We start from the raw sequence: 11665 nt of genomic DNA, 5'->3' as shown, positions 1-11665 counted from the left end.
AGGGTGCAGGCCCCGGCCCCAGGGCCCCAACACCCACAGCCCCACCAACACCCCTGACCTCCGCCAGCCAAAACCATTCCCCAACAGGCTCTACAGGCGGCCAGCGGCCGGACAACCTGCCAGCGGCCGAGTATGAGGAGTGGAGCGTTGCCGAGGATCAGTCCTTGCGGAGTGAGCTGAGTAGGCGGCCCTGGGCCTGTTCGAGGTGGTAGGCGAGGTGTTCGGCGGCCGCGGTCGGGTCGCTGTCCTCGATCGCCTTGAGGATCGCGGCGTGCTCCTGCGCGACGTTGGTCGGGTTGGCTGTCCGGTGGGCCTGGTACTGCCCCATCGTCAGGTGCACCTCGCCGATGATCAGTTCGTGCATCCGGGACAACCGCCTGCTGCCGACCCCGGTGACCAGGGCCGAGTGGAAGGCGATGTCGGCCTCCACCTGGTTCTCGAACAGCCGATCGCGGGCCGCGTACTCGATCGCGACCTGGGCCTTGGCGGCCGCCGCCGGCACCTCTCCGGTCGCGGCGAGCGACGAGACCGCGGCGCGCTCGATCGTCACCCGGCTGAAGAACAGGTCGCGGATCTCTTCCTCGTCCAGGGTCGGGACGACCGCGGTCTTGTGGGCGGTCCGCCGCAGCAGACCGAGTGCCGTCAACCGCTCCAGGCAGGCCTTCGCGGTGGGCCGGGCGACGTTGTACTCCGTCGCGAGGCGAACCTCGGTGAGCTTCTCCCCCTGCGGAATGTCGCCGTTGACGATGCGCTTACGAACGGATTCGTAGAGCGCCTCGGTCAGCGAGGACGGCCCGAGTTCCAGGCTCGCATCGGTACCCACGGCACCCCCTTCGATCGAATGGTCAGGCAAGTGTACTGGTCAACCAGTGCCCGGAACCGGACTCAGTAACCAGCCTGCTTGTCCACCACGTTGCGCAGTTCCTCCCCTGCTAGGAAGCGTCGCAGGTTGTGGAGCACGATCTGCTCGCCACGCCGGGCAGTGCCGTCACTTGTGGCGCCGTTGTGCGGAGTCACGATGACGTTCGGCAGGGTCCAGAACGGGCTGTCCGCCGGCAACGGCTCCACCCCGTGCGCGTCCAGGCCGGCACCCGCGAGCTGCCCGCTTAACAAGGCTTCCAGCAGCGCCTCGTCGTCGGCGATGCCACCGCGCGAGATGCAGATGAAGTACGCCGACTCCTTCATCCGGGCGAACGCGTCGGCGTCGAACCGCCCCCTCGTCGCGGGCGTGCTCGGCGCGGTGACCACCACGAAGTCGGACTCCCCGAGCATCCGGTCGAACCCGTCCTCGCCGTACACCTCGTCGACGTACGGCGATGGTTGCTCAGGACGACGTCGTACGCCGATCACGTGCAGGTGGAACGCCTTCGCCTTCTCGGCAAGGTCGATCCCGGAGTTGCCGAGGCCGTAGATCCCGAGGGTCCGCCCGGCGAGTTCGCTGTGTCTGAAGTGATCCCAGCGTCGCTCCGCCTGCGCCCGCATCCACCGCGGCACGTCCCGGTTCAGCATCAACATCAGCAGCATCGCGTGCTCGGCCAGGGAGATCCCGCCGTTGCCCGCCGACGAGGTCAGCACCACGTCGGAGGCGAGCATCTCCGGCGACAGGTCCGCGTCGACCCCCGCTGCCGGGCTGTGCACCCAGCGCAACTGCTTGGCCTTGGCAAGGATCTCCGGCGGGACCCGGCCGATCACCGCGTCCATCGTCTCGATCACGTCGTCGGCCTCGGACAGGTTGCCGACGAAGCGGAAGTCCACCCCGGGCGCGACCTCGGCGAAGGCCGGAGATTCCTTGCCGATCACAACGATGATCATTTGAGCCCCGTCGTCGCGATACCGCGGATCAGGTACTTCTGGGCGATCGCGAAGAAGATCAGGATCGGCACCAGCGACAGCAACGACATCGCGAACAACATCCCCACCCCACTCTGGGTCTCGGAGTCGACCATCGAGTTCAGCGCCACCGGCACGGTGAACACCTGGGTCCTGGTCAGGTAGATCAACGGTACGAAGAAATCGTTCCAGGTCCAGATGAAGGTGAAGATCGTGGTGGTCACCAGGGCCGGCCGCATCAGCGGCAGCACGACGTACCAGAAGGTCAGGAACGGCCCGGCCCCGTCGATCCAGGCGGCCCGGTCGAGCTCGCGCGGCAGGGTGCGGATGAACTGGACCATCAGGAACACGAAGAACGCGTCGGTGGCCAGGAACTTCGGGATCAGCAGCGGCCAGTAGGTGTTCACCAGGTCCAGCTGCGAGAAGAAGATGTACTGCGGGATCACCAGCACGTGGAACGGCAGCATCACCGACGCCAGCGTGATCGCGAAGTACACCTTCCGCATCCGGAACTGCAGCCGGGCCAGCGCGTACGCCGTCAGCGAGCAGGAGAACAGGTTGCCCACGATCGAGCCGAGGGTGACCACCAGCGAGTTCACGAAGAACACCGAGAACGGCCGGTTCAGCGCGTGCCAGCCGTCCTTGAAGTTGTCCAGGGTGACGCTGCTCGGAATCAGGCCGGGCTCGGTGAGGATCTGGTCGGCCGGCTTGAACGCGCTGACCACCATCCAGACCAGCGGGTAGATCATGAACGCGACGAACACCAGCAGCCCGGCGTGCTTGAGCGCGGACCGGATCCGGCGCTGCCGCAGCGGGGGTGGGCTGGTGACCGCCTCAGCGGTTGCAGTGGCCATCAGTTGTCTCCGTAGAAGACCCAGTACTTCGAGACCAGGAAGTGCAGCGCGGTGATCGCGGCGATCGCGGCCATCAGCACCCAGGCGAGCGCGGACGCGTAGCCCATGTCGAAGGCCACGAATCCTTGCTGGTACACGTACAGCGTGTAGAACAGCGTCGAGTTCGCCGGGCCGCCGGTGCCGCCGCTGATGATGTGCGCCTGGGTGAAGGTCTGGAAGGCGCCGATCGTCTGCAGGATCAGGTTGAAGAAGATGATCGGCGTGAGCAGCGGCACGGTGACGTGGGCGAACTGCCGCAACACCCCGGCGCCGTCGACCTTGGCCGCCTCGTAAAGCTCGTCAGGGATCTGCCGCAGACCGGCCAGGAAGATCACCATCGGCGAGCCGAAGGTCCAGACGTTGAGGATGATGAGCGTCGCCAGCGCGGTCTTCGGGTTCTGCAGCCAGCTCTCGCCGTTGATCCCGATCACCGCCAGGCCCTTGTTGATCAGCCCGTCGTCACCGAAGATCTCCCGCCACAGGATCGCGATCGCGACGCTCGTTCCGAGCAGCGACGGCAGATAGAACGCGCTGCGGTAGAAGGCAAGTCCGCTCAGTCCGCGGTCGAGGATCAGCGCCAGCAGCAAGGCGAAGCCGAGTTGCAGCGGCACCGACACGAGCACGTAGACCAGCGTCACCTTCACCGACGCCCAGAACTGGTCGTCGTGCACCATCCGCTGGAAGTTCTCCAGCCCTGTCCACTCCGGTGGGTTCAGGATGTCGTAGTCGGTGAAGGCCAGGTACAGCGACGCGAACAGCGGGACCGCGGTGATCAGCAGGAAGCCGAGCTGCCACGGAATCAGGAAGACGTGTGCCGCCCGGCCCTGCCGGTTCAGGTGGAAGGCGGGCCGGCGCCCTTTCGGCGCCGGCGCCTCCGGCTCTGCCTGCTGGACCGGCAGTTCCTCTCGGGTCAGCATGGTCGGATCACTGCGCCCGCTTGATGCCGGCGGCGATCTCGTCGAGGAGCTTCTTCGCGCCGTCGGGCACGGTGGTCCGGCCGAGCGCGATCTCCTCGCAGACGCGGGTCGTGGCGGTCCGCCAGGTGCTCGAGCCGGGCGGCGCCTCGTAGCGTGGCCGACGCTCCGCGGCACGCTCCTTCTTCACCAGCGCGAGCATCTCCTTCTCGTCCGGGCTCGCGAACGCGGCCGCCTGCTCGGCGACCTTCGGGTTGGTCGGCGCGCCCATCGTCAGCCGGACCGTCTTCAGCATGTCGGCGTTGTTCGCGTTGTAGTTGATCACCTTGCCGGCGGCCTCGACCTTGTCGTCGTCGATCCGCTGGTAGATGGCCATCCGCGGGAAGTACAGGTACTTGTGACCCGCCTCGACGCCCGCGTCCACCGGCACCGCCCGCAGCCGGAACCGCTCCTTGGGGAACATCTTCGCGTCGTCGATGATGTGGTTGGAGTTGCCGAAGTTGACCAGCACCTTCTTGCCGACCTGCGCCCAGTCCGGCCCCATCCCCTCCTGCTCGCTGAGGGACAGCGCGGCTCCGGCCTTGCGCAGCTTCTCCCACCAGTCGAGCCAGCTGCCCAGGCCGTCGACGGTGAAGCCGACCTGGCCGTCCTCGGTCCACAGCTGCTCACCCCGCTGCCGCAGCCAGGCCTCGAAGGTGAGGTCGTGGTCCGGTGCGTACGGCGTACCCTTCCGCTTCCCCGGGTTGTCCTTGCTGTAGGCAACGAGGAGGTCGGCCAGCCCGTCCCAGGTCCACGCCGGGTCGGTGTCCGCCGGGATGGTGACTCCGTCGGCCTTGGCGACGGTCTCGTTGTAGCGGATCACCGGGGTGAAGATCGCGAACGGCATGGTGTTCAGCTCGCCGCCCAGCTTGAAGGTCTCGAGGTCTTCCTTGCTGTAGTCCGACCACTGCAGCGAGGGGATGTCGTCGAGCTTCCGGTACAGCTTGCTCTTGTGGTACGTCATCACCTGCGGTGAGGCGATCCAGAAGATGTCCGGCACGTCCCGGGCGGCGATCTGCGTCGTCATCCGCTCCTGGAACGCGGTGTACTCGGCGAACTCGGGCTCGATCCCGATGTCGCTGTTCGCCGCGCTGAACTGCTGCAGCGCCTTGGTGTAGTTCTGCTGGCGGATGTTGTTGCCCCACCAGGCGTAGCGCAGCGTGGTCTTGCCACCGCCGCCCCCGCCTCCGCCGGCGCCGCCACTACTCCCGCCGCAGCCTGCCACCGCCGCGGCGGACAGGCCTGCGGCCGTCGACGCCATCGCGAGCTTCAGGAACCCACGCCGATCAAGTCCGGTCATCACGATCTCCCGTTCCTCACAGTGCTTCGGGTTTCGCCTGTCGACCCCCACGGCAGCGGCTTCCGATCATTGTTTGTTTCCGCTACATGACAGTCAATAGGTCATGCATAGTTGTTTGACAATCTTTCAAACTGCCGGATTACGGATGAGCTACCAGGACCTCGAAGAGACCGATCGTCGGCACCAGGACGCGACCGTCTTCCACTCCGAGCCGCCGGCCGGCGCAGAGCGCCTCCACGGTCGTGACGCCGTCGGGCAGGGTCAGCCAGCCTTCCCCGATCGGCAGCGGCTTCGCGAACCGCTGATCGGCGTCACCCGATCTGTTCAGCAGGTGGATCACGGTTCCGACCGCGGACCGGCCCATCACGATCTCGACCTGCTCGGGCAGTTCTGTGTCCACCTGCTGCCCGCCGGCCCGGGCGACTTCGTCGACGAAGGCATCGCGATGACCGGTCAGCCCGACATCCCGATAGGCCCGTCCGACGGTCCACGGCAGCAGCGTTGCCCGTCCCCGCCCGTACGGCGCGCTCAGCCGGCCCGGGTGGTCGAGCTCCAAGTGCCCGTGACACTTCTCGGGCGGCCCGTACGGCGCTCTGGACATCGCCAGCAATCCGACTTCGGCGCCATCGCCCGGTTCGACCAGGTCGAACGCGCCGACCACCGGCAGGAACTGGTCTCCCGACCGGAGGTGGAACGACCTGGTCGCCTCCTCGGTGTCGTGACTGGCCAGCCTCCGGCGTACCGGCAGACAGGCGAGCTGGACCTCGTCCGCGACCAGCCCGCTGTTGCCAGTGGCAACCACCGCGCCGCCGCCTCCGACGTACGAGTCGATCGTTGCGACCACCTCTGGCGTGAGTGGTCCGAGGTCGGGCAGGACGACGACCCGGTACCGGCCGAGGTCGACCTCGGCCAGCCTCTCCTCCGGCAGCACATCGAACGGCACATGCCGCTGGAGCAGCGAGAGGTAGAGCCCCTGGAATTCCGTGATCGCTCCGGGTTTGAACTGGTCCGGACGGATCAGCAGCGTCGTTGCCGCCGGCACGAGCTCTCGGTAGACGTCCTGGTGGTCCCGATGGAACCTGGTCAACTCAGCAGCAATCCCCAAGCAGGCATAGGGATTGTCGTCCGGCGTCCCCATGATGTACGTCGACGGCACCGCGCCGCGAGCCATTGCCTGCAGCAAGTACTGCGCGAAGTGGTGCGGCTCCTCCCCCGCCAGCCGGTACGGCATGTCCACGAAGCCGACCGAGTTCGTCAGCACCGGGACCTCCGGGCGGAACGTCTTGGCCGCGCTGACGTGCTCACTCGTCCGGTGATGCCACAGGGGCCGGCCGATCGCGTTGTTCGCCTCGTGGAAGACGATGTCGGCGCGATCCCCGAGCACCAGCGGCGCCTCCGGCCGGCGGTTCGCCAGATGCTCGCGGATCCGCGCGGTCAGATCGGCCAGTATCTCCCGCGAAAAGCGTTGCCACGTCTCGTACCCCGCCGAGTTCTTGTCCCCGGGAAGACGCTCGCCCGGCGCGTACTCGGAGTACCGGCGGACGCAGCCGAGGCACTGGCAGACGCCTCGGTAGCGGCGGCTGTAGTCCACCTCGTTGAACGACATCCAGTTGCAGAAGAATCCGTCGATCGGATAGCGGTCAAGCACCTCGTCCAGGACCTCGAACAGCTTGACCTGGTAATAGTCGCCGCTCGGGCAGACGCTGGTGAGGCCGTTGTAGACCTGAGGATCACCGGCGGCGTCGACGAAGCACCACTCGGGATGCTGCTCGGCCCGCCGGTGGTCGATCTTGGAGAAGTCCATCCGGCCCATCACTCGGATCCCCCTGGCGGCGGCCGCCTTGACGGCGTCGCCGACCAGGTCTCGCGAGGGGCGCTCGGCGAGGTATGGGTTGGCTGTCTGGAAGTCCAGGGCCGTCGGGTAGTTGGACAGGATGCCGCCGACGCTCAGCAGCCAGGTGTTGGCGCCGAACTCCTCGAGATAGTCCAGCACCCGCTCGACATCGAGTCCGGCGTCGATCTCGCGCAGGTTCGTCTGGAACATCCGGAACGGGTCCTGCCACCAGAGCCTCATGACCGGTCCCTGCCCAGAGTCCTGCCCAGCGTCTTGTGCAACGCGGAGTGGTCGAGATCCCCGTCGCCGTCCGCGATCGCGGCGTTCATCAACTGCTGGGTCGCGGCCGTGTTCGGCAGCGCGAGGTTCAACTCGGCGGCCGCCTGGACCGCGAGCGACAGGTCCTTGCGATGCAGGCGGATCCGGAATCCCGGGTCGTAGGTCTGGTTCACCATCCGCTCGCCGTGCAGTTCGAGGATGCGGGACGAGGCGAACCCGCCCATCAGCGCCTCCCGGACCACCGCCGGATCCGCTCCGGCCTTTTCCGCGAACAACAGCGCCTCCGCGACGGCCTCGATGGTGAGCCCGACGACGATCTGGTTCGCCACCTTGGCGGTCTGCCCCGCGCCGACGTCACCGATCCGGGTGATGTTCTTGCCGAGCACCTCGAAGATCGGCCGCGCCCGCTCGAACGCCTCCGGGCGACCGCCGACCATGATGGTCAGCGTCGCTTGCACGGCCCCGACCTCGCCGCCCGACACCGGTGCGTCGAGATAGTCGCAGCCCTGCTCCTCGATCCGCTTCGCGAAGGTCTTGGTGGCCGACGGCGAGATCGAACTCATATCGATCACCAGCGTGCCGGGCTTGAGACTCTCGTCCACCCCGTCGACCCCGAACAGCGCACCCTCGACGTCCGGGGTGTCCGGCAGCATCAGGATGACGACCTCGGACCGCTCGGCCACCTCCGCGGCCGAGCCGCACTGGTGACCGTCGAGATCACCCTTGTCCCGGTAGAGCGACAGGTCGTGGCCGGCGGCAATCAAGTTGCGGGCCATCGGCCGCCCCATCACGCCCAGTCCGACGAATCCGATCCTCATCGGTCCCCCCAGGTGAGGTGGACGACCTCGAGCAGGCCGGCGGTGGGGATGGTGATCTCCGCCCGCCCGTTCGCGACCGTCGGCTCGACCTCCACTCCCGCGACGAGCAAGCTGCCCTTCACCGGCCCGTCCGGTACGGCGACCGAGACGGTCTGCGGGGGCAGCGGCAACGTCTCGCGGATCGGGCCGCGCATCGCCATCGGGTTGGTGAGGTTGACGATGACGACGGCAACGGAGTTCTCACCGCGGTGGATCGCGAGATCGAGCAGACCCGCGCCCTCGACGGTCACCTCGGGTTCCTTGCCGAGGGCCCAGTCGACCGCGTTGGCGACCAGCAGACCGTGGTCGGACTGCAGCGCCTCCCAGAAGATCGAGCCCAGGTTGAACGGGAAGTAGACGATCCGCCCGCCGTTCGCGTTCTGCCGGCAGATCACCGCCGGCCGATCCGGATCGTGCCGCGAGTAGACCTCTTCCATCGGCAGGTCCGGGAAGTCCGGGATGAACCGGAACGGCACTTCCGTGTCCGGATCCGCTTCCACCCCGAGGATGTGGGTGCCGCCGATGATCCGCGTCGTCCCCGGGAATCCCCGGTTGAGCCGATGATCGTCCATCAGCGCGATGTAGTTGTTCTTCACCGGGCGACTCGCCTCGGTCAGGTGTACGCCGAGCACGTCCGCCAGACCGAAGTCCGCCCGCGCCTGCCCGCGTTCGTCGTACAGGGAGGTCTGGTACGCCGCGACGAGCGAGCCGCCGCCTTCGACGTACTGGCGCAGTACAGCGCACTGCTCGTCGCCCAGGTGTTCGGCGTTGGCGAGCACGATCACCTTGAACGGGCTCAGCCGCTCGGCCGACAACTCCTGGTCGGAGACGAACTCGAACGGGACACGGGCCTCGACCAGCGCCTGGTAGAAGCCGTCCTCGTGGTCCGCGGTCCGGTCGGTCCGCAATTGCCCGGCACGCGTCGGGTCGAGCAGCGCGACCTCGGCCGTGATCCGAAGATCCTTCAGGACCGGCTCGACCTTGGCGTGCAGGGAGAACGCCTCGACGATCGGCGGCACCCACCGGTGGTCGGGCACGCTCGCGTTGAACTTGGTGAACCACGGCAGCGCACCCTGGGCGAACCCGTCGACGATCCAGGTCTTCGTCTCCTCGGCCGGCGCGACCGAGTCCTTCCACCGGTACTGGTGGTGCTCCGGTCCGACCGAGGTGATCAGGCGGACCGGGCGGTCGGGGAAGACGCCGCGATTGCGCTTGCCGTTGCGGCCGGCCGCCCACGGGACCTCGGTGCCGGAGCGACCCTGCTTGTCGATGAAGAAGATCGGGTAGTGCTTCTCGACCAGGTCGCGGTCGAGATCCCGGGCCGCGAGCGCCCCGAGGTTCGGGATGAACCTGGCGTGCGGGCGGAGGTCGCGGACCGCCTTGTCCCAGACGGCCACCAGTTGGCTGAGTTGGCGCCGCCGCCAGCCGACGTACTCGTGCCAGCCCTCGGCGTGCTCCGCGGCCGGGAGGTCCAGGCCGGTCTCGTCCTTGAAGGACTTCCTCGCCGCCTCGCTGTAGGAGATGCCGCCGTAGCCTTCCCAGCGGTTCGCGAAAACGGCGTCCACGTCGTACTCGCGGACGATCTCGCGGGCCACCTCGGTGATGAACTCGCGGTGGTAGTCGGTGAACGCGCAGGTGAGCCAGATGCCGGGATGCGCCCAGTGCTCGAGCGGTTCGCCGTTGATGTCGCGGGCGAGCCACTCGGGGTGGGCGGCGGCCGCGTCGGCGTGGATCGCGTGCGGGTCGACGCGGGCCATCACGCTCATATCCAGACCGCGAGCACCTTCGACGAGGGTGCCGAACGGGTCGGTGTCGCCGAGGTACTTGCTGCGGTAGTGGTACTGGAGCTGGGTCGGGTAGTAGGCGATGTAACCGCCCGCGCTGATGCAGGTCGCGTTCGACTGGCTGTCGCGCATCAACTGCAGCCAGAACTCCGAGTCGAAGTGCAGCGGGTCGTCCTCGGCCAGCGTGATCTGGGCCCACCGGGTCGCCGCCTGCGGCCAGTCCGCGCTGCGCTCGTCCAGCTGGGCGGGTGTCGCGGCGGGGGCGGTCTGCTCGGGCTCGGTCCGCATGGATTACCTCCGGGGTCGCAGGTCAGCAGGCCGGGTGAGGCCTTCATCAACTGTGGACCGATTGTTAGACAAGATTGCACGCCTGGCAAGAGCTGGTGTTAGCCTTTTCCTCATGGACTACCGCGGCCACGAGCTGAGCGCGAACGTGTCGATGCTGTTCACCGAGCTCCCCTACCTGGACCGGTACGCCGCTGCCGCGCGGCGGGGATTCACCCAGGTCGAGTCCTGGTGGCCGTTCGCGACGGCGACGCCTCCGCCGGCCGAGGTGGACCTCCTGGTGACGGCGATCGAGGCCGCCGGGGTCTCGCTGAGCGCGCTGAACTTCTTCGGTGGCGACATCGCCGGCGGCGAGCGTGGGATCGCCTCACGACCCGATCGCCAGGACGAGTTGGCGGCGAACCTCGACGCGTTGGTCGAGATCGCCGAGCGGACCGGTTGCCGGTTGTTCAACCTGCTCTACGGACAACTCGACGACGCCTGGAGCCCCGAGGAGCAGGCCGAGACCGCGGTCGCCGCGATCCGCTCAGCCGCCGAGGCTGTGGCGTCTGTTGGCGGCACGGTGTTGCTCGAACCACTCACGGAGGGACTGAACGGACGCTATCCCCTGCTCACAGCGGACGACGTACTCGAGATCCTCGACGGTTCACTGAAGGACGTGGACAACGTGTCGCTGCTGTTCGACACGTTCCACCTGGGCAGCAACGGCGTCGACCTGCCGGCAACCGCCGCTCGGTTTGGCGCGAACCTCGCCCACGTGCAGATCGCGGACAGCCCTGGCCGGGGTGAGCCGGGATCCGGCGCGCTGCCGATCGACGAGACCCTCGACGCCCTGAAGGCCGCAGGCTACAGCGGCGTCGTCGCGTGCGAGTACAAGCCGACCACCGACACCACGTCCAGCCTGAACTGGGTCACGCCCTAGCGAGTTCCAGGCCTGCGAAGAGTTGGCGGGAGCGTTCAAGGACGCCGTCGGCGCTGATCGCTTCACCCGGGCGGTTGCCATAGGCAAGCAGTTCGCCGCCCCAGTTCATGTCCAGGTAGTCCGCCGTCAGCCGCAGTGTGCCGAGCAGCGGTTCGACCTCGGCCTGCTTCTTCGCCGTGTGCGCGGTGATCGCCCACATCGTCTTCCCGCGCATCCGATCACGGAAGTTCACGCCTGGAACGCGCATCCACGCGGACCAGTAGTCGAGGTACAGCTTCACGCTCGTGGAGACGCTGAACCAGTAGAGCGGTGACGCGATCACCAGGTTCGTCGCGGCGAGCGTCGCGTCCAGCAGCACCTGCTCGTCGCCGACAGCCGGCGGGTACACCCCGTCGCCGTCGTGCCGGACATCCCGGAACGGATCAAGCTCCAGCTCGCTTAGCTGCAGCCAGGTCTGATCCACGTCCGCGGGCAGGTGCTCGGCCGCCAGCCGCGCGAGCGCCTCGGTGTTGCCACCCGGACGACTGCTCCCCAGCAGGAAGAGAAACGACACGACGACTCCTTGCGTGCGCAAATGATGCACGAGCATACAACCTACGGCGGGATCAGATCTACGACTCCACCGAACTGGTGACGGCCTCCGGCCCTGAACCTGGTTGTTCGGGCGCAACTTGGGCGGGGACGGCACCATAGGTCTATGGGCAAAGGTGGACGAATCCGCTGGGCAG

10 protein-coding genes are annotated in these 11665 nt (G+C 67.4%); 1 reads left to right on the top strand and 9 read right to left on the bottom strand.

What is annotated here, in order from left to right; genetic code table 11:
• Nucleotides 1-157 precede the first annotated feature (157 nt).
• The 8 genes from EV644_RS41075 to EV644_RS41040 form a co-directional block, all read right to left on the bottom strand.
• Nucleotides 158-823, bottom strand: a complete 666-nt coding sequence (locus EV644_RS41075; protein WP_132196629.1) for a GntR family transcriptional regulator — start codon at nucleotides 821-823, stop codon at nucleotides 158-160.
• A 62-nt stretch (nucleotides 824-885) separates the two neighbouring features.
• Nucleotides 886-1812: a D-2-hydroxyacid dehydrogenase gene (locus tag EV644_RS41070; RefSeq protein WP_241999390.1), complete on the bottom strand. Its 927-nt coding sequence runs from the start codon at nucleotides 1810-1812 to the stop codon at nucleotides 886-888.
• Nucleotides 1809-2684, bottom strand: a complete 876-nt coding sequence (locus tag EV644_RS41065) for a carbohydrate ABC transporter permease (RefSeq protein ID WP_132196627.1) — start codon at nucleotides 2682-2684, stop codon at nucleotides 1809-1811. The genes EV644_RS41070 and EV644_RS41065 overlap by 4 nt, the downstream gene beginning before the upstream one ends.
• Nucleotides 2684-3640: a carbohydrate ABC transporter permease gene (locus EV644_RS41060; protein WP_132196625.1), complete on the bottom strand. Its 957-nt coding sequence runs from the start codon at nucleotides 3638-3640 to the stop codon at nucleotides 2684-2686. The genes EV644_RS41065 and EV644_RS41060 overlap by 1 nt, the downstream gene beginning before the upstream one ends.
• A gap of 7 nt (nucleotides 3641-3647) precedes the next feature.
• Nucleotides 3648-4976, bottom strand: a complete 1329-nt coding sequence (locus EV644_RS41055; RefSeq protein WP_132196623.1) for an ABC transporter substrate-binding protein — start codon at nucleotides 4974-4976, stop codon at nucleotides 3648-3650.
• A 139-nt stretch (nucleotides 4977-5115) separates the two neighbouring features.
• Nucleotides 5116-7050, bottom strand: a complete 1935-nt coding sequence (locus tag EV644_RS41050; RefSeq protein WP_132196621.1) for an alpha-amylase family protein — start codon at nucleotides 7048-7050, stop codon at nucleotides 5116-5118.
• Nucleotides 7047-7907, bottom strand: a complete 861-nt coding sequence (locus EV644_RS41045; protein ID WP_132196619.1) for a 2-hydroxy-3-oxopropionate reductase — start codon at nucleotides 7905-7907, stop codon at nucleotides 7047-7049. Before EV644_RS41045 ends, EV644_RS41050 begins: the two co-directional genes overlap by 4 nt.
• Nucleotides 7904-10018 (bottom strand): alpha-amylase family protein, encoded by a 2115-nt coding sequence (locus EV644_RS41040; protein WP_132196617.1) that lies wholly within the window; start codon nucleotides 10016-10018, stop codon nucleotides 7904-7906. The genes EV644_RS41045 and EV644_RS41040 overlap by 4 nt, the downstream gene beginning before the upstream one ends.
• A 112-nt stretch (nucleotides 10019-10130) precedes the next feature.
• Between EV644_RS41040 and EV644_RS41035 the strand changes: the two genes are divergently transcribed.
• Nucleotides 10131-10937: a hydroxypyruvate isomerase family protein gene (locus EV644_RS41035; RefSeq protein WP_132196615.1), complete on the top strand. Its 807-nt coding sequence runs from the start codon at nucleotides 10131-10133 to the stop codon at nucleotides 10935-10937.
• On the opposite strand, the gene EV644_RS41030 is transcribed toward EV644_RS41035, so the two are convergent.
• Complete coding sequence (locus EV644_RS41030) at nucleotides 10927-11490, bottom strand: flavodoxin family protein (RefSeq protein ID WP_241999389.1); 564 nt, start codon at nucleotides 11488-11490, stop codon at nucleotides 10927-10929. The genes EV644_RS41035 and EV644_RS41030 overlap by 11 nt on opposite strands.
• Nucleotides 11491-11665 lie beyond the last annotated feature (175 nt).

The sequence above is a fragment of the Kribbella orskensis genome, assembly GCF_004342085.1.
Classification (GTDB): domain Bacteria; phylum Actinomycetota; class Actinomycetes; order Propionibacteriales; family Kribbellaceae; genus Kribbella; species Kribbella orskensis.
The sequence above is the reverse complement of the archived record's forward strand: the minus strand, read 5'-3'. Positions and strand labels throughout refer to the sequence as shown.

Bases quoted from the DNA above. Each gene is read 5' to 3' on its own strand.
- EV644_RS41070 (WP_241999390.1), bottom strand. From the start codon at position 1,812: ATGATCATCGTTGTGATCGGCAAGGAATCTCCGGCCTTCGCCGAGGTC.
- EV644_RS41065 (WP_132196627.1), bottom strand. From the start codon at position 2,684: ATGGCCACTGCAACCGCTGAGGCGGTCACCAGCCCACCCCCGCTGCGG.
- EV644_RS41060 (WP_132196625.1), bottom strand. From the start codon at position 3,640: ATGCTGACCCGAGAGGAACTGCCGGTCCAGCAGGCAGAGCCGGAGGCG.
- EV644_RS41055 (WP_132196623.1), bottom strand. From the start codon at position 4,976: ATGACCGGACTTGATCGGCGTGGGTTCCTGAAGCTCGCGATGGCGTCG.
- EV644_RS41050 (WP_132196621.1), bottom strand. From the start codon at position 7,050: ATGAGGCTCTGGTGGCAGGACCCGTTCCGGATGTTCCAGACGAACCTG.
- EV644_RS41045 (WP_132196619.1), bottom strand. From the start codon at position 7,907: ATGAGGATCGGATTCGTCGGACTGGGCGTGATGGGGCGGCCGATGGCC.
- EV644_RS41040 (WP_132196617.1), bottom strand. From the start codon at position 10,018: ATGCGGACCGAGCCCGAGCAGACCGCCCCCGCCGCGACACCCGCCCAG.
- EV644_RS41035 (WP_132196615.1), top strand. From the start codon at position 10,131: ATGGACTACCGCGGCCACGAGCTGAGCGCGAACGTGTCGATGCTGTTC.